Source organism: Fodinicola feengrottensis (assembly GCF_039530045.1).
Taxonomy (GTDB): Bacteria; Actinomycetota; Actinomycetes; order Mycobacteriales; family HKI-0501; genus Fodinicola; species Fodinicola feengrottensis.
Window position 1 is genome coordinate 177,336 of record NZ_BAAANY010000038.1, and the last position, 18,435, is coordinate 195,770.

At 65.1% G+C, this 18,435-nt stretch carries 17 protein-coding genes; 9 read left to right on the top strand and 8 right to left on the bottom strand.

The features are described from left to right. Positions 1–74: 74 nt before the first annotated feature. The 3 genes from ABD301_RS36415 to ABD301_RS36425 all read right to left on the bottom strand — a co-directional run bounded on the left by ABD301_RS36415 (position 75) and on the right by ABD301_RS36425 (position 2,144). Entirely contained in the window at positions 75–1,088 is a 1,014-nt protein-coding gene (locus tag ABD301_RS36415; protein ID WP_344314705.1) for an undecaprenyl-diphosphate phosphatase, read from the bottom strand. Between the two features lie 71 nt (positions 1,089–1,159). Then, positions 1,160–1,747, bottom strand: a complete 588-nt coding sequence (locus ABD301_RS36420) for a uracil-DNA glycosylase family protein (protein ID WP_344314706.1) — start codon at positions 1,745–1,747, stop codon at positions 1,160–1,162. A 31-nt stretch (positions 1,748–1,778) separates the two neighbouring features. Further along, on the bottom strand, positions 1,779–2,144 hold the full coding sequence (locus tag ABD301_RS36425; protein WP_163568906.1) for a MerR family transcriptional regulator: 366 nt from the start codon (positions 2,142–2,144) through the stop codon (positions 1,779–1,781). A gap of 64 nt (positions 2,145–2,208) precedes the next feature. Between ABD301_RS36425 and ABD301_RS36430 the strand changes: the two genes are divergently transcribed. Together ABD301_RS36430 and ABD301_RS36435 are read left to right on the top strand one after the other, a co-directional pair. Beyond that, on the top strand, positions 2,209–3,408 hold the full coding sequence (locus ABD301_RS36430) for an MFS transporter (RefSeq protein WP_344314707.1): 1,200 nt from the start codon (positions 2,209–2,211) through the stop codon (positions 3,406–3,408). A 4-nt stretch (positions 3,409–3,412) separates the two neighbouring features. Beyond that, a complete protein-coding gene (locus tag ABD301_RS36435; RefSeq protein WP_344314708.1) occupies positions 3,413–4,063 on the top strand; it encodes a pentapeptide repeat-containing protein in 651 nt (216 codons plus the stop codon). Here the strand turns inward: ABD301_RS36435 and ABD301_RS36440 are convergent. After that, complete coding sequence (locus ABD301_RS36440) at positions 3,993–4,907, bottom strand: EamA family transporter (protein WP_344314709.1); 915 nt, start codon at positions 4,905–4,907, stop codon at positions 3,993–3,995. The two genes, ABD301_RS36435 and ABD301_RS36440, sit on opposite strands and share 71 nt — an antisense overlap. Before the next feature lie 82 nt (positions 4,908–4,989). Between ABD301_RS36440 and ABD301_RS36445 the strand changes: the two genes are divergently transcribed. Continuing rightward, a complete protein-coding gene (locus ABD301_RS36445; protein ID WP_163568905.1) occupies positions 4,990–5,871 on the top strand; it encodes a LysR family transcriptional regulator in 882 nt (293 codons plus the stop codon). Here ABD301_RS36445 and ABD301_RS36450 read toward each other — a convergent pair. The 4 genes from ABD301_RS36450 to ABD301_RS36465 form a co-directional block, all read right to left on the bottom strand. After that, positions 5,864–6,439, bottom strand: coding sequence for a hypothetical protein (locus ABD301_RS36450; RefSeq protein WP_344314710.1), 576 nt, complete (start codon positions 6,437–6,439; stop codon positions 5,864–5,866). The genes ABD301_RS36445 and ABD301_RS36450 overlap by 8 nt on opposite strands. 4 nt (positions 6,440–6,443) lie before the next feature. Next, complete coding sequence (locus tag ABD301_RS36455; protein ID WP_344314711.1) at positions 6,444–7,139, bottom strand: phosphatase PAP2 family protein; 696 nt, start codon at positions 7,137–7,139, stop codon at positions 6,444–6,446. Between the two features lie 67 nt (positions 7,140–7,206). Then, positions 7,207–7,911 carry a DUF2625 family protein gene (locus ABD301_RS36460; RefSeq protein WP_163568903.1) on the bottom strand — a complete coding sequence of 235 codons (705 nt, stop codon included), beginning with the start codon at positions 7,909–7,911 and terminating at the stop codon, positions 7,207–7,209. Positions 7,912–7,998: 87 nt separating this feature from the next. Then, entirely contained in the window at positions 7,999–9,309 is a 1,311-nt protein-coding gene (locus ABD301_RS36465; protein ID WP_163568902.1) for an MFS transporter, read from the bottom strand. A gap of 491 nt (positions 9,310–9,800) precedes the next feature. Here ABD301_RS36465 and ABD301_RS36470 point away from each other — a divergent pair, with 491 nt between their 5' ends. From ABD301_RS36470 to ABD301_RS36495, 6 genes are read left to right on the top strand one after another with little or no spacing between them, the layout of a single operon-like run. Further along, on the top strand, positions 9,801–10,967 hold the full coding sequence (locus ABD301_RS36470) for a glycoside hydrolase family 88/105 protein (protein WP_279580619.1): 1,167 nt from the start codon (positions 9,801–9,803) through the stop codon (positions 10,965–10,967). Further along, positions 10,967–11,773 carry a heparin lyase I family protein gene (locus ABD301_RS36475; RefSeq protein ID WP_344314712.1) on the top strand — a complete coding sequence of 269 codons (807 nt, stop codon included), beginning with the start codon at positions 10,967–10,969 and terminating at the stop codon, positions 11,771–11,773. Before ABD301_RS36470 ends, ABD301_RS36475 begins: the two co-directional genes overlap by 1 nt. Before the next feature lie 17 nt (positions 11,774–11,790). Continuing rightward, positions 11,791–13,278, top strand: coding sequence for a glycoside hydrolase family 28 protein (locus ABD301_RS36480; protein WP_344314713.1), 1,488 nt, complete (start codon positions 11,791–11,793; stop codon positions 13,276–13,278). 20 nt (positions 13,279–13,298) lie between these two features. Beyond that, complete coding sequence (locus ABD301_RS36485) at positions 13,299–15,041, top strand: discoidin domain-containing protein (RefSeq protein WP_279580615.1); 1,743 nt, start codon at positions 13,299–13,301, stop codon at positions 15,039–15,041. Beyond that, entirely contained in the window at positions 15,038–16,390 is a 1,353-nt protein-coding gene (locus tag ABD301_RS36490) for a glycoside hydrolase family 27 protein (protein ID WP_344314714.1), read from the top strand. The genes ABD301_RS36485 and ABD301_RS36490 overlap by 4 nt, the downstream gene beginning before the upstream one ends. Continuing rightward, a complete protein-coding gene (locus ABD301_RS36495; protein ID WP_344314715.1) occupies positions 16,387–18,432 on the top strand; it encodes a PQQ-dependent sugar dehydrogenase in 2,046 nt (681 codons plus the stop codon). The genes ABD301_RS36490 and ABD301_RS36495 overlap by 4 nt, the downstream gene beginning before the upstream one ends. The last annotated feature ends 3 nt before the right edge of the window (positions 18,433–18,435 follow it).

Consider the following 18,435-nt stretch of genomic DNA (forward strand, 5'->3'; position numbering starts at 1 on the left):
TCCCCCTGGTTCGACGCCTGAGGACAGTTTGTCGCAGGGGTGTGACCTTCCGGGCGCGCACCCCGGGCAGTGGCTCAGATGAGGAACCAGCCGAGGCTGAGCAGGCCCGCGGTCACGCTGTAGATCGCGAACGGCGTGAGCGTACGAGTCTCGAAATACTTGGTGAGGAAACGGAGCGAGACATACGCGGCCACGCCGGCGACCGCGCTGCCGGCGAGCACCTGGCCGAGGATGCCGTGCCCGGTCGGTCCGGCCAGCTCGGGCAGCTTCAGGACCCCGGCGGCGAGGATGACCGGAGTGGCGAGCAGGAAGGCATACCGCGCGGCGTCCTGGTGCGGAAGCCCGCGCAAGAGGCCAGCGACCATCGTCGAACCGGACCGGCTGATGCCCGGCAGCAGCGCGAAAACCTGCGCCGCGCCGACGCCGACGGCCTCCCACCAGGTCAGTCGGGCAAGCCGCCGGTCCGACTCCAGTGCGGCGGCCGCGTCGCCGCCGTGCGCGGACACACCGCCCTCACCAGCGACACTGTTCGAGGAGACATAAACCTGCGCTCGAGCGCCCCCCGGTGGGTGGTTGGCGGCGCCGACCGGGGTCGGCCGCGGCGACTCCGTCGGTTCGGTGGACAGCGACCGGCGGGTGCGCAACCGCTCGACACTGAACAAAACCAGCCCGTTCAGGGTCAGGAACAGCGCGGCCGGGATGGGTTTGCCGAGCGTACTGCGGAAAAGGTGGTCCAGTGCGAGGCCGGCCAGACCCACCGGGATGGTGCCCACGATCAGCAGCCACGCCAACTTCTGTTCGGTGGTCACTATCTGGCGGTAGCGCAGCGAGCTGAACAGGCCGCCGGCGATCCGCAGCCAATCCCGCCAGAAGAAGATCACCAGGGCCGCCGCGGTGGCCACGTGCGCGGCGATCAGGAAAGTCAGATAAGGCGAGTCTTTGGCGGTCACGTCCAGGTTCGTCGCCCAGTCGCCGCCAATCCAGGCCGGGATCAGAATGCTGTGTCCGAGACTGGACACCGGGAACAGTTCGGTCACCCCCTGCAGCAGCCCGATCACGATCGCCTGCAGGTAGGTGAGGTGCGGCATATCAGCTCCATTGCTGCAAAAAGTCGTTCCGTCCGGGTGACGTTCGGCGCCGAGCAGATGGTACCTAGTGGTCAGGCCGAGCCCAGGGCGGCCCGTACCCGCTCCTGGAGCACCGGGATCACGTCACTCTCGAACCACGGATTCCTGGTCTGCCACCGGAAGTTCAGCGGTGACGGATGCACCAAGGGAATGATGTCCGGCAGATATTCCTGATAAGCCTTCACTGTCTGTGTCAGGTTGGGCTTCAGTCGGTCACGCAGGTAGTAGTTTTGGGCGTACGAGCCGATGAGGATCGTCAGTCGCCGGTGCGGTAGCTCGGCCAGGATCCGCGGGTGCCATTTCGGCGCGAATTCCTTGCGTGGCGGCAGATCGCCGTGATCGCCTTTGCCGTGGTAGTAGAAGTCCATCGGCAGCAGCGCGATCAGCTTCGGGTCGTAGAACTCCTCGTCGGTGACCCCGAGCCACGAGCGCAGCTTGTCGCCGCTCGGGTCGTTCCACGGCTTGCGGCTTTCCTGCGCCCGTTTTCCTGGCGCCTGACCGATGATCACTATCCGCGCGGCTGGTGCCGCGGTGTAGAGCGGAAGGTAGCCGGCCGTGCCCACCGCCGCGTTCGCGGGATCGTCAACGATCTCCTGGTAGATCCTGCTCAGCCGGCTCATCCGGACAATATGCCACGGAGCCGGCAGCGGCCTATGCGTTGGTCCCGCGTACGACCTCAAGGTATTCGGCGATGGCGTCCCGGTTGCGGATCAGGCACTCGACCCGGGCCGTCATCCGGTCCCGCTGGTGCTCCAGGGTGGCGATCATTTCCGGTGTGGCGTCTGGAAAGTAGATCACCCGCGGCTTGTCGAGGCAGGGCAGGATCTGCTTGATGATGCGGGTGGGCAGGCCGGCGTCGAGCAGCCCGCGGATCTGCATGACCCGGTCGACGAACCGCTCGTCGTAGTCCCGGTAGCCGTTGGCGCAGCGGTTGGCGACAATGAGCTCCTGTTCCTCGTAGTAACGCAGTAACCTGCGAGGCGTGCCGGTACGCTCCGACAGCTCTCCGATGCGCATGTGCGCCACCTCATATCCGGGCGGATTGACCCTCACATCAATGTGATGGTTCGAGCATACTGTCATGCGAACCCACACCGTCGTACGAGCCGATCCGACCACCAGGTCGGCCCTCCCGTTAGCCGCCTTGCTGGCGCTCGCCACCGCCGTTTTTGTGACCAGCCTGACCGAAACGCTGCCGGCCGGCCTGTTGCCGGCGATGAGTGCCGATCTTGGGGTCAGCCTGTCCGCCACCGGCCAGACTGTCACGATCTACGCGGTCGGCACGGCTCTCATGGCGATCCCGCTGACCGCGGCCACCGCGCGTTGGCGGCGCAAGCGGCTGCTGCTGGCGGCGATGGCCGGATTCGCGGTCGCCAACACGGTCACCGCGGTCTCGACGAACTACTCGCTGACCATGGTGGCGCGGTTCGTCGCCGGAGTCGCCGCGGGCGTCGCCTGGGCGCTGCTCGCCGGCTACGCTCGCCGGCTCGCGCCCGCACACCTTCAGGGCAGGGCGATCGCGATCGCGATGGCCGGAATTCCGGTCGCGCTGTCCCTCGGGGTTCCGGCTGGTACGTTCCTCGGCCAGGCGTTCGGCTGGCGACTCGCGTTCCTGCTGATGACAGTGCTGACCATCGCTTTGCTTGTTTGGATCGGCTGGGCGGTCCAGGACTTTCCTGGACAGCAGCAACGAGAGAAGTCCTCGATGTCGCAGGCGTTGCGCGTACCAGGAGTGGCGCCGGTCCTGTTCGTCACGCTGTTTTTCGTGCTGGCCCACACAATTCTTTACACGTACATCGCCACTTTGCTGGCACGGCTGGGATTGGGCGGCTCCGTTGACCTGGTGTTGCTGGTCTTCGGCGCTGCCTCGCTGCTGAGCATCTGGCTGGTCGGCGTCCAGATCGGTCGTCGGCTGCGTACGCTCACCGTTGCCAGCGTTGTTCTTTTCGCCGCCGCGGCAACCATTTTGGCTCTGTTGGGCGGCAATCCCGTCCTCGTCTTTGTCGCGGCGGCGTTGTGGGGACTCGGCTGGGGTGGCGCCCCGACGCTCCTGCAGACCGCGGTGGGCGATGCGGGCGGCGAGTCGGCCGACGCGGCGCAGGCCATGCTCGTCACGTTGTGGAATGTCGCGATGGCCGGCGGGGGAGTCATCGGCGGGTTGCTGTTGGCCGGCCTCGGTGCGTCTGCGTTCCCCTGGAGCGTCTTGTTGCTGCTGATCCCCGTGCTGGTGGTGGTTCTTGCGGCCCGTATGCACGGCTTCCCGTCACGAGACGTACCGTAGCCTTATGCCCGAGTCCCGCGAGCTGGCTGAACTGCCGTACGCGCCTTATTTGGTGGCCCCCGACGGGGAGCTGGAGCAAGGTGACGACTATGACACGGTGCATTTCCAGGACGTGAGTTTCACCGACGTGAAAGCCGGCAACACGCGGTTCGCCGAGTCGGCCTTTTCCTCAGTGGACTTCGGAAACGGCCATTTTCGGCGGGCCAAGTTCAACGACGTCTGGATACACACCGGGCAGTTCGTGGGCACCGATCTGGTCGAGACGACCTGGCTGGACACCGAGATCATCACCAGCGTGCTGGCCGGCGCGGCGATGTTCGACGCCGAGCTCACCAGGGTGAGTTTCTTCGGCTGCAAAATCGTGTCCGTGAACCTGCGTAACACCAAACTGCGAGAAGTCGCCTTCGTCAACTGCAAGCTCCGGAGCGTGGATTTCGGTGCTGCCGCCCTGACGAAGGTGACTTTCCCCGGTTCGTCCCTGGAAGAAGTCGAATTCGAGCGCGCCAAGATGAGCAAAGTCGACTTCCGCGGCGCCGCCGAGCTGGGGCTGCACAGCGGACACGGCTCGCTCAAGGGCGCGACTATCAGCAGCCTTCAGCTGGTTGATCTAGCGCCGGCGTTCGCGCAGGTGCTGGGGGTGACGGTGCAGGACTGACCGGCTTGTCGCGGCCGCCGGTACGTTCGGCGCCGATGCCGGCGGTCACCACGAAGGCGATCCCGGCGAGCGCCGCGAGATCTGGCACCTGGTGCAGCGCGAGCAGGCCGATGACCAGCGCGATGGCCGGCTCGAGGCTCATCAACGTGCCGAATGCGGCGGTGGTGAGCCGGCGCAGGGCCAGCAGCTCGAGGCTGAATGGGATCACCGGCAGCAGGATCGCGAGGCCGGCGCCGGCCAGCAGTATCTGCCAGTTGAGCCGGTCGAAGACGAACGGGCCGGCGACCAGCGTCGCGACCACACCGGCGACCGGCATCGAGATGGCCAGCCCACGAATGCCCGAGACCTCGTCGCCGACCCGCTGGGTGAGCAGGATGTAGGCAGCCCAGCAGACCGCCGCGGCGAGCGCGAACCCGATGCCAATCAAGTCGATCTGGCCGCGCCATGGCTGGGTGAGCAGCACCACGCCGACCGCGGCGAGAATCGGCCAGCGTTTCTGGCCGCCGCGACCGCGGCTGACCGCAACGCCCAGCGGACCGAGAAACTCCAATGCGCTGGCCGTCCCCAACGGCAGTCTGGCCACCGCACACATAAAGAACAGCGTGACGGCGGCCGTCACCACCCCAAGTGCGATCCCGGTCAGCAGGCCGGCCCGGCTGAAACCGGACAGCCGCGGTCGTACGACCACCAGCAGCAAGACCCCCGCCCAGGCCAACCGCAGCCACGCCGTACCCAACGGTCCGAGCTGCCCGATCAGTCCGACCGACACGGCCAGTCCGAGCTGGACGCACGTCATGGACGCGAGGGCCATGGAGGCGCCGGCACGCGAGCTGGAGAAGGTCATGTTCGAAGTAGACGATGCGAAATCATCCATGTCCACGTGCTGATTCTGGACAAGTCGTTCGGGTTTGCTGAACAATTGGGCCGTGGAGACCCGTCGCCTGCGGTTGTTGCTCGAGCTGTCCCGCCTTGGCTCGATGCGAGAGGTCTCGGATGTGTTGGGCGTCACGACGTCGACGGTGTCGCAGCAGATCGCGGTGCTGGGCAGGGAAGTCGGCGCGGACCTCATCGAGCCGGACGGTCGCCGCGTACGACTGACCCCCGCTGGGCGGCGGCTAGCCGATCACGCGGTGAAAATCCTCGCCGCCGTCGAGGCCGCGTACGCGGACCTGGACCCGGGCGCCGAGCCGACCGGCTGCCTCCGGGTGGCCGGATACGTCACCGCGATCCGCCGGTTCCTGCTGCCGATCGTCGCCGACCTTGCCGTCACCCACCCAAAACTGGAGCTGCTCATGTACGAGCACGAGCCGGTCGAGGCGTTCACCTTGCTGGCGGCCGATGACCTCGACCTCGCACTGGTCTACGACTACACGCTCGTACCAGCCTCGATCGATGCGACCGTCGAGCTGACCCCACTGCACACTGCGTCCTGGGGGTTGGGAGTGCCGGCGGAGTCCACCGCCAGCGGCAACGCGCTGGCGGTTTTTGGCCAGTTCCGGGATGAATCCTGGATCGTGAACTCCCGCAACACCGCCGATGAGAACGTCGTTCGCGCGATCGCGTCGCTGGCCGGCTTCGAGCCGCGGATCGCGCACTACATCGATGGCCTCGAACTCGTCCAGGAGCTGATCGTCGCTGGTCTTGGGGTGGGGCTGCTGCCCATCGACTGGCCGACTCTGCCGGGCGTACGGCTGCTCCCGCTCGCCGAACCGGCGGTCACTTTCCGTTCGTACGCGGCCATCCGGCAAGGACGCGGTACCTGGCCGCCGCTGGCCCTGCTGCTTGCTCGGCTGAGGGCGGCTATTTGATCAGAATGTTCAAGAAAATGACCAGCAACCCGAGAACCGCGTGCGCGGCGCTGATCAGCACCGCACCGCGCCACCGGTAGCCGCCCAGCCGCGCCGCGGCGAGGCCCCAGCCGATCAGCAGTACGACGTTGAGCGCGAGCGCGGTCGTCGTGTACGCCTCGCCGGCCCAGCCGCTGAGGCCGGCGACCAGCAACACGACCAGGGTTGGCAGGCAGGCAGCCACAATCGGGACGCCACTGAGCACGTCGTCAAGCAGATCGCGCCAGAGCTGATGGGTCGGCCCGCCGGCTTGGTGGGTCGAGATGTGTTTGGCGTAGCCGCGGGTGACGGCCGCGATGACCACCGTGATGAAGATCCACTCGGCGTCGTACCCGGGGGAGTACGTGCCTGGCTGGTGATCCAGTGCGGCCAGCAGCGCGCTGGTCACGACCGTGCCGTACACGCCGCCGTAGAGCGCGTTGGAATCCAGCCACTTGCGAGCGGTGTCGATAGTCCTGCCCCCCCATGCGAACGGTGTCCCGCCCGCAATTATGCGGCAGAGCGTCAGATGCTGGACCGCCACATCCAAGTGGTTACCGCACCTTGGGGCGGGGGACGAGGCCGACCGCGTGCAGGAAGGCGGCCGCGAGGCAGCAGAGGGCGCCGGCCAACAGGACGCCGCCGATGGCGTCGCTGAACCGGTGCCAGCCGGCAACCATCGTCGCGACCGCGACAACAGACACGCCGACGGCGCCGGGAAGGGCGATCAGCCAGCGTGCCCACCCGGGCAGCGCGAGCATGAGGGCGAACAGCAAGGCGGCCGCGGCCGCCACATGGCCGCTCGGAAAGCTGTTGTGCAAGGTGGAATCCATCACGTCGAAGTCTGGCCGGGTGATGATGGTCTTGAGGACGGTCGCGCCAGCCACTGAGGCGAGTACGACGCAGATGCCGGCCACCGCCGCCCATGGCCGCCGGCACAGCGCCCCGACGAGCAGGATGACCCCGAAAAGGACCGCCAGCAGCCTGATGTTGCCGACGAACGACAGCAAGGTGGTCGCCTGGTCTGCGAGTCCGTGGGCGCCGAAGCCCTTGGCGTCGGCCAGCAGCACTCCGTCGACTTCTTGACCGGCCGTGGTCCAGATGAAGGCCAAGGCGGCGAAAGCGAATCCCACTAGCAGGACCAGTGCGGTCACCAGCAGCCATCCGGCGGAGGACTCTCGCCGCGGTGTCGTGTGATATGGACGTACGGGCTGTCGACCGGTCGCCGGCAACACTGAACTTGTCGTCATATGCCCAATACTGGGCAGGGTATTCGTCTGTACGGTCCACGCGATGTCATCGTTGTGTAACAAGACTTCACAGGAGCCCGAGAAACCCCGGATCCGCGCCGTCGAACTGTTGGCTGACATCCGACGACATGCCGAGCACCTCGTGCATCGGTACGGCGCGGCGACTGGTGGCGGACAGGTCCTGGCGGCCTTCTTTCGACCACAGGAAAGGCACCACGCTGAGCCCCTCGGTGAGACCGACCGCAGCGGACTCGGTTTCCCAGCCAGGCCAGCGAAGGTCCTGGTAGAACTGATTCGTACGCCCCGACAACAACCACGACAACCAGGCGCCATAGCCGGCGCCGAGTGACTCCCACCGCAGGCTGTCCGGTGCGAAGTACGCGATCTCGCCGGGTGCGCCGCGGCCCCACGCCTGGCTGTCCATGCCATTCAGGCTGAACACCCCGCCGAGCACGTCGTGCCCGACCACGAGGCTGCCTGAGGGCGGTGTCGCGTCGTCATCGGAAATGCCGTTTACGCTACGGAGGCTGGGAAAGTCGGTAGCGCCACCATAGATCCGCACCCAACCGTGGTCCAGCAGAATGCCACCGCAATGCAGGGCCATCGCACCCAGCGGCGACCGAGCGGTGACCTGCAACCAGTGCAGGCAAGCCGAACCGTGTTCTTCGTCCGCTGGAAGGGTTTTCACCGTCAATGGACTTTCCGAGATCTCCGCCATAATCGTCGGCCACGCCGGCTCATCGACCTCAGTCAGTTCCGTCAGGCTGCGCACGTCCCCAAGCCTAGTTCCGTCGGTTCAGAGACTGCCGTACGGCCGCACGAGAGGGCGTCTCGGCGGCCGTACGCATCAGGAATTGACCTATTCGGCGGCCTGCTTTTCCACCGCTGCCTTGACTTGCGCGACATGCGGGTCGGTACGAGCGTCGTACCGCCACAGTGAAGGCAGCGCGGCGCTCAGCGTGCCAGCGGTGATCAGGGTGGCGAGGCCGCCGATCCACAGCGCCGGTCGGATGCCGAACCGGGTGGCCAGCGCGCCGGCCCGCAGGTCGCCGATGGCCGGACCGGCCGATCCGGTGATCAGCTCGATGCCGGCCAGCCGGCCACGCATGCCGTCCGGGATCGACTGGCTCCAGATGATCCCGCGGAACACGTCACTGACCCAGGTCGCCGCGCCGGAGATCGCCAGCATCACGATGAGCACCCAGATGTTGGGCACCAGGCCGGCAATCGTCACTGCCGCGCCGCAGATCACCGCACCGAGCAGGATCATTCGCCCGTGCCGGTGCACTCGGCCAGTCCAGCCGCTGGTCAGGCCGGCGACCAGGCTGCCGGCGAACATCGCCGAATAGAGCAGGCCGAGCGCCCACAGCGCGTGAAGTTCGGTTGCCAGGAAGGGAAAGAGCGCGATCGGCAAGGCAAGCACGGTGGCCGCCATGTCTGCCGCGTACGTGCCGACGAGTTCCGGTCGGCTCCACGCATAGCCGATGGCCCGGCCCACCCCGCTAAACGACGGCGACTCCGCTTCGGGGGAGGCTGGCACCGGGCGTACGAGCAGAAGCAGCGCGATGGAGATCGCGAAACTCACCGCGTCGACGGCGAATGCCGTGCGTACGCCAAAACTCGCGATCGCGACGCCGGCGATCGCCGGGCCGACCACCCCCGCCACCGTCCATCGCGCGGCGGTGACGGAGATCGCGGCGGGCAGCTGGTCGTGCGCGACAATCCGCGGGGTGACGGCTTCCAACGAGGGTTGTTGGACGCCTTGCAGTGCGGCGGTGGCCGCGGCCGCGACGTACAGCGGCCAGATCATCGGTTGACCCAGCAGCGCGTTTCCCAGCAACCCCAACGCGACCAGGCTGAGACCGAGCTCGGTGGCGAGGATGACCTTGCGCCGGTCGAAGGCGTCCGCGATCGCCCCGCCATACAGTCCAAAGAGGACCACCGGGATCAGCTCGGCGGCGCCGAGGGCGCCGACCGCCAGCGCCGAGCCGGTGATTTGCGCGACCTGCAGCTGCAGCGCGATCAGGGTGAAGACCGACCCGATGCTGGTCACCAGGCCGGACGACCAGACCAGCCGGAAGTCGCGGGAGACCCGCAGTGGGGTCAGATCAGGGAGCAGGCCGCGCAAGCCCGCTCGCTTGTCAGCAGTGTCGTTTTTCGTGCCGTCCATTGAGCGAAGGTGTCCATTCGTGCGTACGGAAGATGTCAGTCGTCATATCCGCGACGCACCTCATAGGACCCCACTTCGCTCGGCAGCAGACAGCCCGAGCCACGATAGCCACTCTGCTCGGATCGCGCATCTCGATTTACCAACTCGGACGCTGGACGTACTTTTCTTTCGGCAACTAACTGAACGAGGCTCTGTAATGGCGCGTTACGAGAATTTGGACGGGTCCGTCGAATCGCACGGAGAGTGTCCATCGTGGCCACATGAGGACATTCCTAGATCATATATCCGATTTCCGGTTGGAGAGACTCTTCGCTGCTCAGCGGCCATTCGCGATCTTGGCTGGTCGGGATCCGGCTATTTGAAGCCCTCCGTCAAATTCCATCGGACGCGTTGACAGTGGACCGGTCGCTGTTACATTCCCGGCAGATATCCGATATCCCATCTTTTCCGTTTCGCAACCCCCCGCTTGCGACCGCTGGATGAGGAGGATCATGAACCGGATTTCCCGGTGGATGGCCACGATCTTGGCTGCCACTACGGCCCTCGCGATAGTGGCTGGCGTGTCACCCGCGCGCTCGTCAGCCGAAAACACCCCCAGCACCGACTGGTCGGTCGCGGTGGTGGAGTCGACCATGGCGCGCTACACACCGAGCACGATCGGCGGCTGGTCCTACCCGGTCGGGCTTTATCTGTACGGCCAGTACCTGGTCTACCAGCGTACGCACAACGCCCGCTATCTGAGCTATATCAAGAGTTGGGTGGACCGATTCGTCGACGCGTCCGGAAACATCAACCAGAGCTTCGACAGCCTGGACAGCATGATGGCCGGGCGGCTGTTGGTGATCATGTACGAGGAGACCGGGCAGGCCCGTTATCGTACGGCTGCCGCCAAAATCCGTAAGAGACTCACCACGTACCCACGCACCTCAGATGGTGGCTTCTGGCATGCCACCGCGAGCAGTCGGGCGCACCAGCTGTGGGCCGACGGGGCTTTCATGCTGAACCCGTTCCTCGCCGAATACGGCCGGGAGTTCGGCGATTCGGCCTACACCAACGACGAAACCACGAAACAACTGCTTGTCTATGGCACCCATCTGCAGGTGGCGAACGGCCTCCTGCAGCATGCGTACGACGAGTCGAAGACCCAGAGTTGGGCCGATCCGCGGACCGGGCTGGCGCCGGAACAGTGGTGCCGGGCGATCGGCTGGTACGCGATGGCCACGGTGAACATTCTCGACATCGTCCCCGCCACCCAGCCGCGCCGAGCGCAGTTGCTGACCATCCTGGGAAATCTCGCCGCTGGAATGGAACGCTACCAGGATCCGGCCACCGGCCGGTGGTTCCAGGTGGTGAACAAGGGCACCCGCGCGGGCAACTGGACCGAGACTTCGTGCTCCAGCATGTTCTCGTACACGCTGTCGCGGGCGGCCCAGCAGGGCTACATCGACCCGCATTACACGGCGGTGGCGCAGCGTGGATATCAGGGCGTGCTCGGCAAAATCTCGCTCGGCTCGGACGGCCGAACCAACCTGACGGACATCTCCATCGGTACGAATGTCGGCGACTACGCCTACTACATCGCGCGCACCAAGGCGACCAACGATTTCCATGGACTGGGCGCCTTCCTGATCATGTCTGAACAGTTCAGAGGACGATGATGACCAACGAATCTCGCACATTCTCCCGGCGGACGGTGTTGAGCGCGGCCGTGGGCGGCGCAGCGGCGGTCGCGCTGCCTGGTGCTGCGCAGGCCGCCGGGACCTGGACACTGCGTTGGTCACCGGACGCGGCCAAGGGCGGCCTGGCGGCCTTCGAAACCGTCGAGGACGACCGGGCCCACTCCCATCCGGCCGGCCATCCGCATATTTTCCCCGAAGGCAACAACTTTCGCTTCACCATGCACACAGTCGACCGGGACACCAGCACCGACCGGAAGCGGCAGGAAGTCACCGGCAACCGCACCGGCACCAACTCGTACTTGCAGTGGAAATTGGGCGAGACCTGGCGGCTGACCTATTCGTTGTTTATCCCGAGTTCCCTGAAGGCGACCACCACTTTCACCCACATCATGCAGATGAAGCAGCCCGGCGACGGAACTTCGCCGATTATCGTCCAATCACTGCGCCGCAACGGCAGCACGCCGACGATCGAGCTGAAGGTCGTCGGTTCTGACACGCTGGTCGGGCGGACGAACCTCGCCCCGTTGCAGGACAAATGGATCGACATCGACTTCCAGCTCAAGATTGGCAACGGCAACGCCGGCACGGTGCGGTGGATCGTACGCTCCGGCGGCACGACGGTGATCGACGCCAACAAGACGAGTGTGGACACGTTCCTGGCCGATCGGGTACGCCCGAAATGGGGCATCTACCGCTCACTTGGCGACACCTCGGGGTCGCTGCAGAACTGCTATCTGCTGCTCTCCAACCTGCGCTGCTACCAACTCACCGGAGCGTCTTCGTGAAAAGACCCTGGCTATTAGTGATTCTCGCGTTAGTGCTGGTGGTGGGGCTCGTTGAGCCGACTGGCTTCGCGGCTGGGGCGGCGACGGTTTTCAACGTACGTGACTACGGCGCCACCGGGAACGGGTCGACCAACGACAGTACGGCGATCAACAAGGCGATCACCGCTGCGAACGCGGCCGGCGGCGGCGTCGTACGAGTGCCGGCCGGCACGTACAAATCCAGCAACTCCCTGCATATGAAGAGCAATGTGACGCTTCAGCTGGATAGTGGATCCACGATCAAGGGATCGAATGCGAAAGGTTACGACGCGGCCGAGTCCAACGCGTACGACAAATACCAGGACTATGGGCACAGCCACTTCCACGACGCGATGATCTGGGGCAGCGGCCTCACCAATATCGGTTTCGTCGGGGCCGGCACGATCGATGGCGGCGGCAACCTCATCACCGGCAATCCGGGCGCTGGTCAGGCCGACAAGATCATCTCGCTGACGCGCTGCGACAACCTGACCGTCAGTGGCATCACGCTGCGCCGAGGCGGGCACTTTGGCATGTTGATTAACGGCTGCACCAACGTCACGTCCGACCATCTGACGATTGACACCGCCGCTGACCGCGACGGCTGGAACGTCATCAGTACGACCAAAGTCACGATCACCAACGCCACCATCGCGGCCAATGACGATGCGCTCGTTTTCAAAAGCGACTACGCGTTGGGTGCCAAGCTGCCCAACGGCAGCGTCAGCGTCAGCGTGACGGACTCGCAGCTGTCGGCGCGGTGTTGCAACGCGCTGATGTTCGGTTCCGAGACATGCGGCGACTTCACCGGCTACACCTTCCAGCACATCACCATCACCGGCGCGCAGAAATCGGGGCTGGGCATGGTGTCGATGGATGGCTCGACCATCTCCGACGTGCATTACCGTGATATCACCATGACTGGAGTGCGGTCGCCGATCATGCAGAAGATCGGCACCCGAAAACGATGTGGAAACAGTCCGGGTGTTGGTCACATCAGCAACATCACGTACGACGACATCACCGCGACTGGCGCCAGTCCGTCCTTCAGCCCGACGCTGTGGGGTGAGTCCGGCGCGAACCGGATCGACGGCGTCACCTTCACCAACGTGAACATCACCGTGCCAGGTGGAAACGGCACGATGAGCACGGGAGTGCCGAGCAACGACGCCACTGACTACAACCCGAACAGCATCGGCGCCCGGCCGGCTTTTGGCTGGTACGTGCACAACGCGAACAACATCAAGTTCGTCAACAGTTCGGTACGGTTCGCGGCCAACGATGGCCGGCCCGCGGTCATCGTCAACAACGCCAGCGGGATCACTTTCGACCATTTCACCGCCCAACGCGGTTCCAGCAGCCCGTACGACTTCGGCTTCCAGACCGTGGCGGGCTATTGCGTCAGCAACAGTGCCACCACCAGCGGTGGCGCGCTGCGTACCAATGCCACCGGTTCGACCATGTCCTGTCCAGAGCGGAGGCCGTAATGGGACGGAAAATGCTAGGGGTGCTCGCTGCCCTGGTTCTGGCCGTCGGCCTGGTTCCAGGCCCGGCCCAAGCCGACCTGCAGAATCCGCGACAGGCATTTCTGCGAGGTGCCGTCGCTGGCCTTTTCCTGCACTGGGGCGAACGCACGGCACCGGCGCATACCAGCTGCAGTGGCTGGGAGTCCGATGTCACCAACGGTGGCTGGACACCGAACTACTGGGTGTCCGAAGCGCAGAAACTGCATGCCCAATATCTGGTGCTGGCGACGTTCCACAGTCGCCTTGGCTATGCGAGGCCCTGGCCGTCGGCGATTCCGGGCAGTTGCAGCACCAAACGCGACTTCCTGGGGGAGCTGATCGCGGCCGCCAAGGCCAACGGCCTGCGAGTCATCCTTTACATGACCGACGACCCGCAGTGGCACGCGGACGGTGGCCACGAGTGGCTCGATTCCAAGGCCTATTCGACCTACAAAGGTAAGACCGTCGATCTCACCACCCGGGACGGTTTCGGGCAGTTCTCGTACGACAACTTCTTCGAGGTCATGAACCGGTATCCGGACCTCGGCGGCTTCTGGATCGACAACGACAACGACTACTGGTTGAGCCACAACCTCTACGCCCAGATCTATCAGAAGCGTCCGAACTACACGATCAGCAACAACAACGAAGACACCCCGATCATGGACATGATCAGCAACGAGCAGAAAACCGGCATGACGCCGTCGTACGACTATCCGCAGGCTGTTTACACCGCCGCGCCGCGGCTGACCGAGGCCGACTTCAAACTGCCGTCGACCGGCGCCTGGTGGTACGACGGCTCCAACCCGACAGTGGACCGTACGCTCACGCTGGGCCGATTGATTACCAACGCTGGCTCTTCCGTCAAAGCGTTGATGGCCGAAACCGCCCAGGTCAACGGAAAGTTCCCGAGCAACCAGGAGTCTTTCAACACCTTCGCCAACAGCTGGCTGAACCCGATCTGGGAGTCCCTGTCCGGCACCGAAGGTGGCGGCTACCTGTACGGCGGGATGCAGCCCGGCGCCTGGAACGACGGCGCGTACGGCGTCACCACGGTCTCCAAAACGGATCCGGATACGCAGTACATTCACGTCGTCACCAAGCCGTCGACCAGCACTCTGAAGATCCGCGACAACGGCACTCGGGTGACCAGTGTACGGAACCTGCGGACCGGGGCAGCGATTTCCTTCAGCCAGGGCGGCGGTTCTCTGACGCTGACCGGGCTCAGCGGCTGGGATCCGTACGACACCGTTTTCCAGGTCACCACCGCCGGCCGGGAGGGAATCGACTCGGCGTCGATGAGCGCGACCGCTTCGGCGAGCGGGCACCCCGCGTCGGCGGCTGGGGACGGTGACTACCTCACGTACTGGGACAGCAACAAAACTCTGCCGGTGTCACTGCGCTTCGACCTCGGCTCGGGCAGGAAGATCCAGTATCTGGGGATCAACCAGCGTGAGGATTCGGTGAGCTACGCCAGATCCGCGACCGAACAGTCGGCCCGGATCAAGAACTACAACGTCTATTTCAGCTCCGACGGTAAGAACTGGGGGAGTCCGGTCAAGTCCGCCACCCTGCCGAGCCGCCGGGGGGTGCAGTTCATCGATTTCGCTGGGACAACCGCGCGGTATGTGCGGCTGGAGGTTCTCAACACGTACGCAGCGTCCAGTGATTCGGCGCATTACCAGCAACTCCGGGTCGACGAGGCGTGGATCGGCTCGTCGTACGTCACTGGGAGCGGAGCATGAGACGCCTGTTTGCGGCAACTCTCGGCCTGGCCTGCGTGCTGAGTCTGTCGCCCGTACCAGCGGTCGCTTCCGATAATGGGCTGTCGATCCGGCCCGCGATGGGCTGGAGTAGCTGGAGTTGGGTGCGTCGGACACCCACCGAGGCCAAGATCAAGGCGCAGGCGGCCGCGATGAAGAGCAGTGGTCTTTCCGCGCACGGCTTCGTCTCCATCAACCTCGACGATTTCTACCAGAAATGCGACGCGAATGGCTTCCAGGTGGATGGCAACGGCCGCTGGCTGGTGGATCCGGCCAAGTTTCCCAACGGCATCAAGGCGCTCGCCGACTACGTCCACGGTTTGGGGCTAAAATTCGGCTTCTACGTGACGCCCGGCATCGCGCAGAACGCAGTCACCGCCAATACTCCAGTCGCTGGGACTTCGTACCACGCGAAAGACATCGCGGACACCTCGAAAACCGAGAAGAACTACAACTGCAAGCATATGTACCGGCTGAATTACAGCAGCCCGGGAGCGCAGGCGTTCGTTGACTCATGGGCCGCGCAGTACGCCTCCTGGGGCGTTGACTACCTCAAGATCGACGGTGTCGACGCGACCACAATCGATGACATACAAGCGTGGGCCAGCGCCTTGCGCAAGACCGGTCGGCCGATCACTTTCGCGTTGTCCAACAACTTGCCGATCGCCAACGCGGCTACGTGGAAGCAGCTCGCCAACAGTTGGCGGACACAGGGCGATGTGGAGTGCTATTGCGGACCCGGCCCAAACGGCAGCGGTTATCCGCTGACGACCTGGTCCCGGGTGACCGGTCGGTTCGCCTCCGCCGCCAGCTGGCAGCAGTGGGCCGGTCCGGGCGGCTGGAATGACCTGGATTCGCTGGAACTGGGCAACGGCGACCAGGTCGGGCTGACCGCGGACCAGCGCCGCTCGTATTTCACGCTGTGGGCGATGGCCGCCTCGCCGCTGTTGCTCGGCACCGACCTGACCGCGCCGAACAGCACGGACATGGCGATGCTGACCAATGACCGCCTGATCGGTGTCGATCAGGATGGGGCAGCGGCCGGCCGGATCGTCACCAGCGGCGTCCAGCAGGTGTGGCGCAAGCGCGAGGCGAACGGCGACTACGTGGTGGCGTTGTTCAACACCGGCACGTCCGGCAACGCGACCGTCAGCGTCAAGTGGTCCCAGGTCGGCTTCAGCGGCAGCGCCGATGTCACCGACCTGTGGTCCGGCGGACACGTCGGTACGGTCGCCGGCTCGTACGCCGTGACCCTCCGGCCAGGTGAGACGCGGCTGATCCGGGCCAGGGTTTTGAGTTCCCAGTCCAGTGTCGGAAGGCAGGGCAGATGAAACACAGGAGAATCCGTCAGGTCGGGGTCCTTTTGGTGGCCCTGCTGGCCGCCAGCGGACTGCAACAGGCCACTGCGGCGGCCGCGGCGACTACGGCGTACGAGGCTGAGAACGCCACGATCGTGCAGGGCACAGTGGCGAATAACCACACCGGCTTCACTGGGACCGGTTTCGTCGACTACACCAACGTCACCGGCTCGTACGTGGAGTTCCACGTCAGCGTGGCCGCGGCCGGCAGCAGCTCGCTGACCTTCCGGTATGCCAACGGCACCACCGTCAACCGGCCGATGGACATCGCGGTCAACGGCACGGTGGTGGCCGCCGGAACCGCCTTCCCGGCCACCACCAACTGGGACACCTGGGCCACCAAGGCGGTGAACGCGCAGCTCACCGCGGGGTCCAACACGATCCGGGCCACCGCGACGACGGCGAACGGCGGGCCCAACCTCGACGACCTGACCGTCAGCGGTGCGACCGACAGCCAGCCGCCGACCACGCCTGGCACCACGTCCTGCTCCGATCTCGGCGAGAACCAGCTCACGCTGCACTGGGGCGCGTCGACCGACAACATCGGGGTCGCCGCGTACGACATTTACGACCACGGCAACAAGTTGGACGAGGCCGCCGGGACCGTCACGTCCAAGGTCCTCACCGGGCTCGCCCCGAACACCACGTACACGCTGGCCGTCACAGCGCGTGACGCCGCTGGGAACGCCTCACCGGCCACCTCACCGCTGACCTGCACCACCTTGCCCAGCAGTGACAGCACTCCGCCGACCGCGCCGAGCGGCCTCGGGCAGTCCGCGGTGACCGCCACCAGCGTCAACCTGAGCTGGACCGGCTCGACGGACAACCGGGCGGTGACCTCGTACGACGTACGCAGCGGCACGACCGTCTATAAGAGCGTGACTGGTACGCCGCCGGCCACCTCGACGACAGTCACCGGGCTCGCCTGCAACAGCCCGTACACGCTGAATGTGGTCGCGCACGACGCGGCCGGAAACACGTCGGCGCAGAGCAACACGGTGTCTTTCACGACGAATGCATGTAGCAGTGACGGCGGCGTACCGTCCTCGATCACCACCATTTCCACCGGCTGGGCGATCCCGTGGGGCACGTACTGGATGCCGGACGGACAGACCGCGCTGGTCACCGAACGTGACAGTTTCAAGGTGTTCAAGGTGACCCCGAGCGGAGCTAAGACGCAGGTCGGCACGGTCCCGAACGCGGTCACCACGAACGGCGAGGGCGGCCTGCTCGGCGTCGCGATCGACCCGAACTGGGCCACCAACCACTACATCTACCTCATGCACACGGCGTCCGAAGGCAACCGGATCGTCCGCATGACGTACAACGGCACCTCGCTCACTGGCTACACGATTTTGCTGCAGGGCATCAAAAAGAACCAGTATCACAACGGCGGCCGGCTGGTGTTCGGGCCGGATGGTTACCTGTACGCGAGCACCGGCGAGGCCGAGACACCTGATTTGGCCCAGGACAAGAACTCCCTCAACGGCAAGATCCTGCGGCTCACCACCGCGGGCCAGCCCGCGCCGGGCAACCCGTTCGGCAACTACGTCTACAGCTACGGCCACCGCAACCCGCAGGGCCTCGCTTTCGACCGCAGCGGCCGATTGTGGGAGGCCGAGTTCGGCAACTCCAAGTTCGACGAGCTGAACCTGATCAAGCCGGGTGGCAACTATGGTTGGCCGACTTGTGAAGGCACCTGCAGCGTTTCCGGAATGACCAACCCGAAGGCCACCTGGCCCACCGGTCAGGCGTCGCCGAGCGGCATCGCGATCGTACGCAACGTTGTCTATATGGCCGCGTTGAAGGGCGAGCGGCTCTGGCGGATCCCGATCAACGGCGACAGCGAGAACGTCGGCACCCCGTCGGCGTACTACGTCGGCACGTACGGACGCCTGCGTACGGTCACCAAGGTGCCCGGCGCTGACCAGCTGTGGCTGTCCACCACCAACTGCGACAACAACGGCAACCAGCCGGACGGTTCGGACGTGATCTTCCGGATCTCGATCACGTAGCTG